The sequence below is a fragment of the Neisseria sp. P0021.S005 genome (assembly GCF_051956955.1).
This window is the reverse complement of record NZ_JBQCWY010000059.1, coordinates 1-11,752: the sequence shown is the minus strand read 5'-3', so window position 1 is coordinate 11,752 and position 11,752 is coordinate 1. Positions and strand designations below refer to the sequence as shown.

At 50.3% G+C, this 11,752-nt stretch carries 13 protein-coding genes; 10 read left to right on the top strand and 3 right to left on the bottom strand.

What is annotated here, in order from left to right:
• Positions 1–32: 32 nt before the first annotated feature.
• Both arsC and ACTHUE_RS05610 read left to right on the top strand, forming a co-directional pair.
• Complete coding sequence (arsC, locus tag ACTHUE_RS05615) at positions 33–392, top strand: arsenate reductase (glutaredoxin) (RefSeq protein WP_004519164.1); 360 nt, start codon at positions 33–35, stop codon at positions 390–392.
• Between the two features lie 25 nt (positions 393–417).
• Entirely contained in the window at positions 418–1,074 is a 657-nt protein-coding gene (locus tag ACTHUE_RS05610) for a YdcF family protein (protein ID WP_070837240.1), read from the top strand.
• Positions 1,075–1,144: 70 nt separating this feature from the next.
• Here ACTHUE_RS05610 and ACTHUE_RS05605 read toward each other — a convergent pair whose 3' ends face one another.
• The gene (locus ACTHUE_RS05605) at positions 1,145–1,402 is read right to left on the bottom strand and encodes a hypothetical protein (protein ID WP_070837238.1); all 258 of its coding nucleotides are present in this window, start codon (positions 1,400–1,402) and stop codon (positions 1,145–1,147) included.
• A gap of 118 nt (positions 1,403–1,520) precedes the next feature.
• Positions 1,521–2,615 (bottom strand): ABC transporter substrate-binding protein, encoded by a 1,095-nt coding sequence (locus tag ACTHUE_RS05600; protein WP_070461002.1) that lies wholly within the window; start codon positions 2,613–2,615, stop codon positions 1,521–1,523.
• Positions 2,616–2,774: 159 nt separating this feature from the next.
• Here ACTHUE_RS05600 and gltX point away from each other — a divergent pair, with 159 nt between their 5' ends.
• Entirely contained in the window at positions 2,775–4,169 is a 1,395-nt protein-coding gene (gene gltX, locus ACTHUE_RS05595; RefSeq protein WP_004519161.1) for a glutamate--tRNA ligase, read from the top strand.
• A 79-nt stretch (positions 4,170–4,248) separates the two neighbouring features.
• Here the strand turns inward: gltX and ACTHUE_RS05590 are convergent, their stop codons facing one another.
• Positions 4,249–5,205 carry a DUF2167 domain-containing protein gene (locus ACTHUE_RS05590; RefSeq protein ID WP_004519160.1) on the bottom strand — a complete coding sequence of 319 codons (957 nt, stop codon included), beginning with the start codon at positions 5,203–5,205 and terminating at the stop codon, positions 4,249–4,251.
• A 444-nt stretch (positions 5,206–5,649) separates the two neighbouring features.
• On the opposite strand from ACTHUE_RS05590, the gene ACTHUE_RS05585 reads away from it, so the two are divergent.
• The 7 genes from ACTHUE_RS05585 (at position 5,650) to ACTHUE_RS05555 (ending at position 11,587) form a co-directional block, all read left to right on the top strand.
• Positions 5,650–5,988: a hypothetical protein gene (locus tag ACTHUE_RS05585; protein WP_004519158.1), complete on the top strand. Its 339-nt coding sequence runs from the start codon at positions 5,650–5,652 to the stop codon at positions 5,986–5,988.
• A gap of 59 nt (positions 5,989–6,047) precedes the next feature.
• On the top strand, positions 6,048–6,383 hold the full coding sequence (locus ACTHUE_RS05580; protein WP_004519157.1) for a zinc ribbon domain-containing protein YjdM: 336 nt from the start codon (positions 6,048–6,050) through the stop codon (positions 6,381–6,383).
• Between the two features lie 216 nt (positions 6,384–6,599).
• Positions 6,600–8,909 carry a DNA helicase RecQ gene (gene recQ, locus ACTHUE_RS05575; RefSeq protein WP_004519156.1) on the top strand — a complete coding sequence of 770 codons (2,310 nt, stop codon included), beginning with the start codon at positions 6,600–6,602 and terminating at the stop codon, positions 8,907–8,909.
• Between the two features lie 222 nt (positions 8,910–9,131).
• Entirely contained in the window at positions 9,132–9,581 is a 450-nt protein-coding gene (locus ACTHUE_RS05570) for an HvfX family Cu-binding RiPP maturation protein (protein WP_004519155.1), read from the top strand.
• A gap of 83 nt (positions 9,582–9,664) precedes the next feature.
• Positions 9,665–9,982 carry an HvfA family oxazolone/thioamide-modified RiPP metallophore gene (locus tag ACTHUE_RS05565; protein WP_003686668.1) on the top strand — a complete coding sequence of 106 codons (318 nt, stop codon included), beginning with the start codon at positions 9,665–9,667 and terminating at the stop codon, positions 9,980–9,982.
• An 86-nt stretch (positions 9,983–10,068) separates the two neighbouring features.
• Positions 10,069–10,911, top strand: coding sequence for an HvfB family MNIO-type RiPP peptide maturase (locus ACTHUE_RS05560; protein WP_004519154.1), 843 nt, complete (start codon positions 10,069–10,071; stop codon positions 10,909–10,911).
• Positions 10,901–11,587, top strand: a complete 687-nt coding sequence (locus ACTHUE_RS05555; RefSeq protein WP_004519153.1) for an HvfC family RiPP maturation protein — start codon at positions 10,901–10,903, stop codon at positions 11,585–11,587. The genes ACTHUE_RS05560 and ACTHUE_RS05555 overlap by 11 nt, the downstream gene beginning before the upstream one ends.
• Positions 11,588–11,752: the final 165 nt, after the last annotated feature.

Here is an 11,752-nt window from a genome sequence, read left to right as displayed (position 1 = left end):
TTGAATGATTTTGCAATAATACGGAGACTTTCATGCCGTCTGAATTCACACTTTATCACAACCCGCGTTGCAGCAAATCGCGTGCCGCGCTGGCTTTGCTCGAAGAAAAAGGCGTTGCCGCCGACGTGGTCAAATATCTGGATACCGCGCCTGATTTGGCGACTTTGCAGGATATGTTTGCCAAACTCGGCATCGAATCGGTGCGCGGCATGATGCGCACGAAAGACGATTTGTACAAAGAATTGGGTTTGGACAATCCCGATTTGGACAATGCCGCCCTGCTTCAGGCAATCGCCGAACACCCTGCCCTGCTTGAGCGCCCCGTTTTGGTAACGCCTACGCGTGCAGCCATCGGCCGTCCGTTGGAAAACATTGCCGCCCTACTCGGCTGATAGGGTTGGATAAGGCCGTCTGAAGATGATTTCCCTGCTTAAAAGCCGCAATGGCCTGCGATATTACCTGTTTCGCGGCCTTGCTTTGAGCGTTTTGCTGGTGTGCGGTATTTTTTTGAGCGGCACATGGCAGATTTACCGGACAGGTTCGCACACCTTGCCGAAGGACGTTCATGCCGATGCGGCGGTGGTATTGGGTGCGGCAGCGTGGGACAAACGCCCGTCGCCGGTATTCCGTGAGCGCATCAACCACGCCATCACGCTCTACCAAAGCCATCGTGTCGGCAAAATCATTTTCACCGGCGGCACGCCCAAAAAAGGATTTATGACCGAAGCCGAAGTGGGGCGCCGATACGCGCTCAAGCAGGGCATACCGGCGCACAATATCCTGTTTGAAAACACATCGCGCAACACTTACGAAAACCTGCGCAATATCGTCCCCATCATGCACGCCAACGGCATCGGTAGCATTATCGTTGTCAGCGACCCGTATCATTTGGCGCGCGCCGAAGAAATGGCCGCCGATTTGGGCTTGTCAGACGCACAGTTCTCCGCCACCCCGACCACGCGCTTTGACGAGCGCAACAAGAAAGCCAAGTTCCTGATGCAGGAGAGCTATTCTTTGTTTCTCTACCGTATCGGCAAATGGAGCGATGCAGTTTGGAATTGGATAGGTGCTTGAGCTTTCGGTAATCCATGTAAAAGGCCGTCTGAAGCCTTTTAGGTTTCAGACGGCCTAAATGTATTCTTACTTATTGATATTGATTTGCAGCTACACTGCCAAAAAAGACTACAGCCAGTACCAGATAAATTACCATTACGATGGCAAACAGAATCAAGGTAGCCTTGAAATAATTAGCTTTATTTGGATTGGTGTTTGAGCCGAATGCCCATACAAGCATCATAACTATATTGACCAGCGGAATCATCATAATCAAGTTTGTTATCAACCATTCTTTGACGCTTACAATTGGAGCCTGTTGATGGCCGATTTGGTTTTGTCCGTTCATTATGTACTCAGTAATTTTGTTGAAAGAACAGTAATTATACTCATTAAATCTTTATCGGCATAGCATGCTCAGGCCGTCTGAATCTTCAGACGGCCTGAGCCTATGATTTTTGCAGCCGCTATTTCAATCGGATGTAAAACGTACCGTCCGGCACGACGGGCAGGTATTTGCGGTAGAAGTCCAGATAGGTCTTGTTTGGGTCTATGTCGGCAAACTGCTGCGGATACAGGGTTTTGGCGATAAATTGCGCGCTGGCCAAATCGGTGAGCGAGCGGGAGGCGGTGTGGTAGATGCCGTAAACGCGTTTGTTTTTGACGGCAGGAATGTCTGCCCAGCCTTTGCGTTTGACAAATCCGGCCAGTCGGCGTTGCGCATCGGCCTGGCTGATGCCTATGCCCATCGCCATAATGTCAGGCTTGTCTTTATGGCCGTTTTCCGTCCCCGAAATGACGATGACGTCGGGTTTGGCCGTCAGGAATTTTTCAGGGTTTACCGGTCCCCAGTTTTTAACGTAAGGCGCGGCGATATTGTTGCCGCCTGCTGTGTCGGCAATCGCGCCCCACATATCTTTGCCGAAGGTGTAGCTGTATTCGGACGGGCCTTTGTCGCCGAACTCGATATAGATTTTCGGTTTGGACTGCTTGGCGCGCGCGACGCGTTTTTGGATATCGGCAATGCCTCGGGCGTATTCGGCGGCAATTTTTTGGGCGCGCGCCTGCGTACCGTTGAGTTCGCCGAAAATTTCCGCACTGCGCGTGTGCCGCGCGACGGTTTCGGCGTTGAAATCGACCACGACGACGGGTATGCCTGCCGCTTTAATGCGCGGCAGATGGGTGGCGATGGCCTTATACTGCCAGTCGGCCAGAATCAATACGTCCGGCTTGAGCGCGAGCGTTTTCTCCAGTGAAAACGTGCCGGTGCTGATGTTGCCGATGTCCGCAATGTTTTGCAGCGTAGGCAGCTTCTGTTTGAACATCGCCCAGCTGCCGGGATTGAATTTCTCCCAAAACTCACGCGAAATGCCGATGACGTTTTTAAATTTGTCCGCGCCCGTTACCGCGATATAGTCGGGATAGTAAAACGCCAAAACCGCGCGTTTGACAGGGACATCGACTTTGACTTCGCGTCCCAATACGTCTTTGATAGTTTTGATTTCGGCTTGGGCAAAAAGGGGCAGGAGGGCGAGGGCGGTAAATAAAGCGCGTTTGTTCATGAGCGGATACTTTCAAAGAAATAATTATCATTTGTCTTGTTTTCAGTAGAAAAGTTCCCAGACGGTCCTTCTGCGCTGACATTATTTTCAGACGGCCGTACATTGTTTAAACTTTGCCGAAAAAGTAAAATACCTGTTTTAAAAGACTTTGGAGCCATCATGACCGTCAAAACCCGTTTCGCCCCCAGCCCCACCGGCTACCTGCACATCGGCGGCGTACGCACCGCCTTGTTTTCATGGGCGTTTGCCCGCCATCATAAAGGCGAGTTCCTATTGCGTATCGAAGATACCGACTTGGCGCGCTCTACTGCCGAATCCGTCAACATCATCCTCGACGGCATGAAATGGGTCGGCCTGAACTACGACAACGCCGACAACGTCGTGTACCAAACCCGCCGTTTCGACCGCTATAAAGAAGTCATCGCCGAACTTTTAGAAAAAGGCCATGCCTACTACTGCTATTGCAGCAAAGAAGAGCTGGAAGCCATGCGCGAGAAAGCAGAAAAAGAAGGCACGGCGACGTACGATCGCCGTTGGCGTCCGGAAGAAGGCAAAACTCTGCCCGAAATCCCTGCCGACGTTCAACCCGTCGTCCGCTTCAAAACGCCTTTGGACGGCGTTACGAAATGGACGGATTTGGTCAAAGGCGAAATCTCCATCCCCAACGAAGCACTCGACGACCTGATTATCGCCCGCGCCGACGGCACGCCGACCTACAATTTCTGCGTTGTCGTGGACGACTACGACATGGGCATTACCCACGTTATCCGTGGTGACGACCATGTGAACAACACCCCGAAACAAATCAACATCTTAAAAGCCATCGGTGCAAATCTGCCCGAATACGGCCACCTGCCCATGATTCTTAACGAACAAGGCAAAAAAATCTCCAAACGCAGCGGCGATACCGTTGCCATTACCGATTTCGGCGCGATGGGTATCCTGCCCGAAGCCATGCTCAACTATCTGGCACGTTTAGGCTGGGCGCATGGCGACGATGAATTCTTCACAATGGAACAATTCATCGAATGGTTTGATTTGAAAGACGTTTCCCCGTCTCCAAGCCGTATGGACTTGAAAAAACTCTACTGGATCAACGGCGAACACATCAAAATCACCGCCAACGAAAAACTGGCCGAAATGGTGAAACCGCGCCTCGCCCTGCGCGATATCCATGAAACAAGCAAGCCTGCTTTGGAAGACGTGTTGGCATTGGTCAAAGACCGTGCCCAAGACCTGAACACGCTTGCCGACGAGTGCCTCTACTTCTACGTCAAACAAACGCCGGCCGAAGCAGACATGCAGAAACACTGGGACGACGAAGCCGCCGCCCGTATGCTGCGCTTTGCTGAACGCCTCGAAGGGCTGGAAGACTGGACCGCCGAAGCCATCCACGACCTCTTCAAACCTTTCTGCGACGAAGAAGGCATCAAAATGGGCAAACTCGGTATGCCTTTGCGCCTCGCAGTCTGTGGTACGGCGAAAACCCCAAGCGTCGATGCCGTATTGGCTTTGATCGGCAAAGAAGAAGTGTTGAAACGGATCCGTTCGTAAGGCATGAATGATAAAAGGCCGTCTGAAAACTGGGAATGCCAAGTTTTCAGACGGCCTTTTTATTTTGAACAGGATTTATTTATTCTTCTTCGCTCGGTTTGTTTTTATCTTTTTTGCGCCATAGGCCTTTAAACAATGCACCTGCTGCAACAGCACCAAAAATAATCAGTTTGCCGAATTTAGCCAGTAATGCGCCGGCCAAAGCTAATAATCCCAGTTTTTTTGCAGCGATACCGCCAACCAAGGCAGCCAGTCCGTATTCGGCCACTTTGTCGGTTGCCGCATTGAAATCGCTGTAGCGCTTGCCTTCATTGAATTCGATATTGCCCAACAATTCTTGCACAATAGGTTTGTATTGATCTATGCTTTTCAAATCGGTGATCATAGTCAATTCAATATAGCCTTCGCGTCCCAGCTGGAAAGTATTGTAGTTGATGGCAGGATTGGGATCGGGTTCGTTTTTATTCAGAACGTCAATCGACCAAATCAGACGATGGGTCTTTGCATCATATTGCGGTTTTTCTACCCAGCCGCGTGTTTCCAATTCCGGCAGGTTGCGGGAGGCACGCTCTTTATTTTGTTCCTCGGTACCTTCTTTCAGCTGCTCGAGCATGGCCTCAACATCCCATTCTTTGGCATCATCGTCTTTGATATAGCCGGAATCGGTAAAGGTTAGGTCTACCATCCAATTAGTATCACCGTCCTCGTTTTCCGACTCGGGGAGAATCAGGCCGTAGCGGTTGGGATCTGTAGCGTTGCCTGCTTCTCTCATCATGGCATTGGCGCGATTTTTTTTCACAAAGACCATTTTTGCAGGTAGTTTCAGTTTGGCCTGATTGCCCAAATCAACGGTTGCTGGGCCTTGGACGATCTGGTCGTCAACGTAGTTTGCGATAGAGTCTGAGGCTTGTTGCGCTTCTTGCCCGGATGCCTCGACGGCAGAAGCAGTATCAGATTTGGCTGCAGAAGCCGGCAGGGTTTGGATAGATAGTAGGGCTGCCAAAACGGCATAGGCGAGATGGTTGCTTTTCATCATAGGGTTCTCATGGAAGAAGAATTAAAAAAGATGCAGACAGCCGCAACACCATATGCTCCGGCATGACTAAAGGATAAATTTTACAATAAATAAATCATATTTACATATTTAAATATGACTGTAATTTAAAAATACAGGAAAGCTTTTTGACGAGAGGCAGAGCCATCATTGTGAAACTCAAAAAGGCCGTCTGAAAATTTTTCAGACGGCCTTTTATAATAAAACCAGAAAATAATGGAATAAGGCGGAGAATATGAGAAAATAATAGCCGCCTGCCTGTTACAACTGCCGATTGAATTAACTTTTATCGGCAGCCTGAATGTCCGGATTGGATAAAATAAGCCATCAAGAACAAAGACCAACAAGCATATTATGTAAACTTGGCGGCGGAAAAATCGGCTCTGCGCTTTACTTTACAAATCAAACAACTTTAAAGGAAAACCCATGAAAAAAACCTTACTTGCCCTGATGATGTTATCCGCCGCTGCCGCGTATGCCGGTGAGGCGGAAGACCGTTTGCTGTCCGTCCAATCGGTTTACCGTGCCGCTTTGCATGAGCAAAACAGCAACGACAGCAAAATCATTTCCCTGCAAAGTGATTTGGAAAGCGCGCAGCGCCGTTTGCAGGCCGCACAATCCGATATTGACCGTTTGAAAGGCGAAATTCAGACGGCTTTGGCTCAGAAAGAGCAGCAAAATGCCAAGCTGCAACAAGCCGGCCAAATGTTGGACGCGGCTTGGAATGCCGTTTACGGCGTAGGCGGCAGCAAGGCGAATCAATAATTTAGACATTGTATTATTTGCGTTTTACGCTTCTTTTATCATATTTATAAGGAAACCTCATGTCCCTACCTTCCTGCCCGAAATGCCACTCCGAATACACTTACGAAGACGGTGCCCAATACGTTTGCCCTGAGTGCGCCCATGAGTGGAACGAGGCCGATGCTGCGGCTGCAAGCGATGATGCCTTGGAAGTCAAAGATGCCAACGGCGCGGTATTGCAAGATGGTGATACGGTTGTCTTGATTAAAGATCTGAAAGTCAAAGGCAGCTCTATGGTCATCAAGCAAGGCACCAAAGTCAAAGGCATCCGCCTGCAAGAGGGCGACCACAATATCGGTTGCAAAATCGATGGCAGCGCGATGAACTTGAAATCTGAGTTCGTCAAAAAAGCCTAAAGATTTTATTTTTGAAAGGCCGTCTGAAATCCGAAGATTAGGATTCAGACGGCCTTTGTGCATTTCATTTAAAACAAAATAAATCTTTATTTAAAATTAAATAACTTTAATAGAGTTGAATTTCAGGCCGTCTGAAAAAGCGGCGGCAAAATGTTCCGCACATACGCGGGTGTAAAACCGTTAAAATAACGCTTTCCCCTATTCTACGGAACCATTATGCTTCAGCCGACCTCCAAACAGATTTTGCACGAAGTATTCGGTTATCCCGAATTTCGTGGCAAGCAGGAGGCTATCGTCAATGCTTTGGCCGGCGGCGAGAGTTTGATGGTGCTGATGCCGACGGGCGGGGGCAAGTCTTTGTGTTACCAGATTCCGGCGCTGATGCGCGAAGGCGTGGCGGTTGTCGTATCGCCGCTGATTGCGCTGATGAACGACCAAGTAGCCAGCCTGCATGTGGCCGGGATTGAAGCGGCGGCAGTCAACAGCAGCACATCGGCAGATGAGGCGCGCGAGATTGCCGACAAGCTTGCCCAAGGCCGTCTGAAACTGCTTTATGTCGCACCAGAACGCTTGGTTACCGACCGCTTTTTGCGTTTTCTCGACCAACAAACCGTCAGCCTGTTTGCCATTGATGAGGCGCATTGCGTCAGCCAATGGGGACACGATTTCCGCCCCGAATATCAACAGCTCGGCATGCTTGCCGAACGCTATCCGAACGTCCCGCGCATCGCCCTGACCGCTACCGCCGATGCGGCCACGCGCGCCGACATCAAGCATTATCTACACTTGGACAATGCGCCCGAATTTATTTCCAGCTTTGACCGCCCGAATATTTATTATCAGGTTATCGAAAAAAATAATGGTAAAAAACAATTACTGGATTTCATCCGCAAGCAGATGCATGGGCAAAGCGGCATTGTGTATTGTTTAAGTCGCAAAAAAGTCGAGGATGTGGCGCAGTTTTTGTGTGAAAATGGCTTGGAGGCGATTCCGTATCATGCCGGTTTGAGCATGGACGTGCGCGAGGAAAACCAACGCCGCTTTACGCATGAAGACAATATTATCGTGGTGGCGACCGTGGCGTTCGGCATGGGCATAGACAAACCCGACGTGCGCTTTGTCGCCCATCTCGATATGCCCCAAAGTGTCGAACATTTCTATCAGGAATCGGGGCGCGCCGGCCGGGACGGTCTGCCTGCCGTGAGCTGGCTGTGTTACGGCTTGAACGATTGGGTGTTGCTGCGCGAACGGATTGCCGAAGGCAACAGCGACGAGGTGCAAAAGCAAATCGAAATGCAAAAACTCGATGCCATGCTTTCCGTCTGCGAAACCGCCGCCTGCCGCCGCGTACTGCTGCTCAAACATTTCGGCGAAGAATCCGAACCCTGCGGCCATTGCGACAACTGCCTGCATCCGCCCGTGCGGTTTGACGGCACGGTGTTGGTGCAAAAATTACTCAGCTGCGTGTACCGCGCCGGACAACGCTTTGCCGCCGGTTACATCACCAACCTTTTACGCGGTAAAAGCGACGATTGGATACTGCGCAACGGCCATGACAAGTTATCCACATTCGGCATCGGCAGCGAACAGACTGACAAGGAATGGCGCAGTGTCATCCGCCAGTGCATCAGCTTGGGCTATCTCACCGTCAACGTCGAGCAGCATCAAGCCTTGCAGCTGACCGAAGCGGCCAAAAAAGTCCTCAAGGGCGAAACCGAAGTCATGTTGCGTCCCCTGCGCCGCGAAAAAACGGCCACCCAAAAGCCGAAAGACGATTGGTTGCGCACCGAGCGCGAAGAGCGTTTGTGGCAGGCATTGCGCCAATGGCGTCAACAACGCGCCCAGGCGGAGGAAGTACCGGCCTATGTGGTTTGCGGCGACAAAACCCTGCGCGATATTGTCGAAAAAATGCCCCGAAGTTTGGAAGATTTACATCAAATCTACGGCCTGGGTGAGGCGAAAATCAATAAATTCGGTTTGGAGATACTCGACGTTTGCGAAACGGCCGAAGCCGGTACAGTTTCCACAGATAATATACAAGTTATCCACAGCTTGGGCGAGCGCGAACAGGCCTTAAAACAGGTTTTGGAAACTTGGCGCGAGCAGCAGGCAAGTGCCGATCAAGTGACGCTGGGAACGGTATTCTCCAACGAAAGCATGGACGATTTGCTGACCAATACGCCTGCCGAACCCATCGACCTTTTAGGCGTGTATAAACTCGGCGAAAAACGTATCGAGCAATACGGCGAGGGCATTTTAAACATCTGCCGCCCGTTTTCAGACGGCCTGAGCGAAGAGGATAAACGCAAACGCCGTTTGATGCGCCGTCTGCTTCAGTGGAACATCGATACTGCCCGCCATGAAGGCCTCGAAGCCTATCAGATATGCAGCAAAGTTACCCTGCGCGCGATTGCCGCCCGACGGCCGCAAGATTTGGCGGAGTTGGCGGAAATCCACGGCATGAATGAGGAGAAAATCGACAAATACGGCGCAGAAATTGTCGAATTGTGTAAACAAGCGGATTGATTGACCGCGTTCATCATTAAAGGCCGTCTGAAACCCAATCAAGCATGGTGTTTCAGACGGCCTTTTGAATTTTTAATCTTTATAAAACAATGAATAAGAAAATAACTTTATTTATTTCGTCAGTTTTTTAAAGCTGCCGCGTCTAAACAGGCATGAAATATGGGATGGTGCCGATTGATTTTTCGTCCCATCCCATTCAACACACATTGATTAGGAAAATAAATGAACACCTCATCCAACCCCTCTTGGCAGGCTGCTTTCGGTTTGTTGACGCTCAGGCTTTTTGCCGCGTATGAATTTCTTGAGTCCGGTTTGGAAAAATGGAACGGGGAAAACTGGTTTGCAGAAATAAACAGTCAATTTCCCTTTCCGTTCAATTTGTTGTCGGATACGGTCAACTGGAATTTGGCCATGTGGGCGGAACTGGTTTTGCCTGCGCTGCTCATCGTCGGCTTGGCAACGCGGCTGTCCGCGCTGGGATTGATGGTCGTAACGGCTGTCGCATGGTCTGCGGTACATGCCGGCTTGGGTTACAATGTGTGCGACAACGGTTATAAAATAGCACTGATTTATTTGGTGGTTTTATTTCCTGTCCTATTGCAGGGCGCAGGCCGTCTGTCTTTGGATGCCCTGCTGAAGAAACGCTGTTGTCGTATCAAGCATTTTCTTTAAGGATTAACGGTCGCGGGCCGACTTTAAATGCCCGATATTATCCCTTGATTTATTTAAACTCGTATTCTAAAAAGGAAGTTAAAATGAAAAAAAATGTAGCTGCTGCTTTGGCCGGTGCGCTGTCCCTGTCTCTGGCTGCCGGCGTTGTTGCCGCTGATAAACCGTTAAGCAGCAAAGCAGGTGTTCAGAAATCTGCTCAAGGCTCTTGCGGTGCGGTTAAAGCCGGTGAAGGTTCATGCGGTGCAAGCGCTGTTTCTAAAGCAAGCGAAGGCAAATGTGGCGAAGGCAAATGCGGTTCAACCGTGGAAAAAACTCACGCTAAAAAAGGCAAAGCATCTAAAGCCAAAGCTGCCAAAGTAGTAGAAGGCAAATGCGGCGAAGGTAAATGCGGTTCTAAATAATCCTGCAACATACCTTTAACAAAGTCGCATTTTATAAACGAAAATGCGACTTTGTCGTTCATACGGCACCATAACAGGACATCACCATGATTCAACACGCAGGCTTGGGCTACCGCCGCGACTTGGCGGAAGACTTCCTCTCGCTTTCAGACGACAGCCCGATACGCTTTATCGAAGCCGCTCCCGAAAACTGGCTGAAAATGGGTGGCAGGGCGCGCAAACAGTTTGACCGCGTGGCGGAACGGCTGCCGCTGGCGTTGCACGGATTATCCATGTCGTTGGGCGGACAAGCCCCGTTGGATACCGATTTGATAGACGGAATCAAAGAAATGATGCGCCGTTACGATTGCACGTTTTTCTCCGACCATTTGAGCTACTGCCACGACGGCGGTCATCTTTACGATTTGTTGCCGCTGCCTTTCACTGAAGAAATGGTACAACATACCGCGCGCCGTATCCGCGAAGTGCAGGATCGGTTGGGCTGCCGTATTGCCGTGGAAAACACCTCCTACTACCTGCATTCTCCGCTTGCCGAGATGAACGAAGTCGAGTTCCTCAACGCGGTTGCCCGTGAAGCCGACTGCGGCATTCATTTGGACGTGAACAATATTTACGTTAACGCCGTCAATCACGGCCTGTTGTCGCCTGAAGCCTTTTTAGAAAATGTGGACGCAGAGCGCGTGTGCTATATCCATATTGCCGGACATGACGTGGAAACGCCCGAATTGTTGATTGATACCCACGGCGCCGCAGTATTGCCGACTGTTTGGGATTTGCTCGAACTGGCCTATGCCAAACTGCCGACGATTCCGCCCACCCTGTTGGAACGCGATTTCAATTTTCCGCCTTTTGCCGAACTCGAAGCCGAAGTCGCTAAAATCGCCGACTATCAAATGCGTGCCGGAAAGGAATACCGTCATGCAGCCTGAAACCTCCGCCCAATACCAACACCGCTTTGCCCAAGCCATACGCGAAGGCAAAGCCGCAGACGGATTGCCGCAAGAGCGGTTGAATGTCTATATCCGCCTGATACGCAACAATATTCACAGCTTTATCGACCGCTGCTATACCGAAACGCTGCAATACTTTGACAGCGAAGAATGGGGCCGTCTGAAAGAAGGTTTCGTCCGCAACGCGCGCGCTCAAACGCCCTATTTTCAAGAAATCCCCGGCGAGTTCCTCCAATATTGCCAAAGCCTGCCGCTTTCAGATGACCTCTTGGCATTGATGGACTTTGAACACACCCAGCTGCTCGCCGAAACCGCTCAGACCGATAGCCAAACAACCCATGCCGATTCAGACGATTTGGCTTACACCCTTTCTCCCGCCGCCTTTGTGCGCCGTTATCAGTATGACGTGACGGACGAATTGCAGGAGGCGGAAACTGCTGTTTTGGTGTGGCGCGATAAGGAAGATGACGTGATGTACCAAACGCTCGACGATTTCGATGCCTTATTGCTGGAAACGCTGGCAGAAACGCCCACTTCCCTAAACGGCCTGCAGACCATGCTGGCAGAGTTCATGCCGTCTGAAAACGCTTGGCAGGACGCATTAAGGCAAAAATGGACGGAATGGTTGGAACAGGGCATTTTGGTTGCGGCATAAATCAAGGCCGTCTGAAACGGGTGCAGTCGGTTTCGGCGAAACAAAAATACTACTGAAATCGTTTATAGATTCAATCGCATGCTCTTGCCGTATCAGCGTAAAATCAAAAGTATATTGATCATTCATTTCATACTGATACATTATGGCCCTACCCGAACTGACCGA

Excerpts from the sequence above, each read along its gene's own strand:
- arsC (WP_004519164.1), top strand. The coding sequence starts at position 33 with ATGCCGTCTGAATTCACACTTTATCACAACCCGCGTTGCAGCAAATCG.
- ACTHUE_RS05610 (WP_070837240.1), top strand. The coding sequence starts at position 418 with ATGATTTCCCTGCTTAAAAGCCGCAATGGCCTGCGATATTACCTGTTT.
- ACTHUE_RS05605 (WP_070837238.1), bottom strand. The coding sequence starts at position 1,402 with ATGAACGGACAAAACCAAATCGGCCATCAACAGGCTCCAATTGTAAGC.
- ACTHUE_RS05600 (WP_070461002.1), bottom strand. The coding sequence starts at position 2,615 with ATGAACAAACGCGCTTTATTTACCGCCCTCGCCCTCCTGCCCCTTTTT.
- gltX (WP_004519161.1), top strand. The coding sequence starts at position 2,775 with ATGACCGTCAAAACCCGTTTCGCCCCCAGCCCCACCGGCTACCTGCAC.
- ACTHUE_RS05590 (WP_004519160.1), bottom strand. The coding sequence starts at position 5,205 with ATGATGAAAAGCAACCATCTCGCCTATGCCGTTTTGGCAGCCCTACTA.
- ACTHUE_RS05585 (WP_004519158.1), top strand. The coding sequence starts at position 5,650 with ATGAAAAAAACCTTACTTGCCCTGATGATGTTATCCGCCGCTGCCGCG.
- ACTHUE_RS05580 (WP_004519157.1), top strand. The coding sequence starts at position 6,048 with ATGTCCCTACCTTCCTGCCCGAAATGCCACTCCGAATACACTTACGAA.
- recQ (WP_004519156.1), top strand. The coding sequence starts at position 6,600 with ATGCTTCAGCCGACCTCCAAACAGATTTTGCACGAAGTATTCGGTTAT.
- ACTHUE_RS05570 (WP_004519155.1), top strand. The coding sequence starts at position 9,132 with ATGAACACCTCATCCAACCCCTCTTGGCAGGCTGCTTTCGGTTTGTTG.
- ACTHUE_RS05565 (WP_003686668.1), top strand. The coding sequence starts at position 9,665 with ATGAAAAAAAATGTAGCTGCTGCTTTGGCCGGTGCGCTGTCCCTGTCT.
- ACTHUE_RS05560 (WP_004519154.1), top strand. The coding sequence starts at position 10,069 with ATGATTCAACACGCAGGCTTGGGCTACCGCCGCGACTTGGCGGAAGAC.
- ACTHUE_RS05555 (WP_004519153.1), top strand. The coding sequence starts at position 10,901 with ATGCAGCCTGAAACCTCCGCCCAATACCAACACCGCTTTGCCCAAGCC.